The organism is Acinetobacter lactucae (assembly GCF_013344765.1).
Classification (GTDB): Bacteria; Pseudomonadota; Gammaproteobacteria; order Pseudomonadales; family Moraxellaceae; genus Acinetobacter; species Acinetobacter lactucae_A.
The window spans coordinates 1-493 of record NZ_JABVBF010000423.1; the positions used below are offsets into that span (position 1 = coordinate 1).

Sequence of the window (493 nt, forward strand, 5' to 3'; positions counted from 1 at the left end):
GAGTGTAGTAGATAGTTGATAAATTTATTAGTATGACTTTATCAATTATTCCTCTAATAAAATATACGGATAAATTTTTTTTCTCCAATTTATTCCATAGAACTTTTTAGCATCGGAATCTAAGGTGTTAATAAAATCCCCCCATTGTCCTGGCGGGATAGTCTGACACCCTTCACTTGAAGTTGATGTCAAGCCACCTTTATGAATATTAATTCCAAAATATCCTTTATCTGAATATGGCTCTTTTAAGCCATCTCTCAAAACTGTAACTTCTCCTGCTTGTTGACATAAAGCTAAATACTTACCTTTATGAAGTCCTAACTTATAAACATTCCAATAACCTTTGAGTAAACTAGCCATTCCTTTATTTATGCCAGTCCCAAATCCTGGCTTGAATGCCGAAGGATCTGTATTACCGTTAAAAGTTTTATAATTGTAAGGAGTTATCAAAATAATTGCATCATCATAAATTGATCGATCATTTGCATTATAG

Annotated in this window: 1 protein-coding gene; it reads right to left on the bottom strand. The window is 32.3% G+C overall.

The annotated features are described in order from the left end of the window. Positions 1-45: 45 nt before the first annotated feature. A partial coding sequence (locus tag HUN22_RS17670) for a hypothetical protein (RefSeq protein ID WP_174732085.1) occupies positions 46-493 on the bottom strand: 448 nt, incomplete at its 5' end.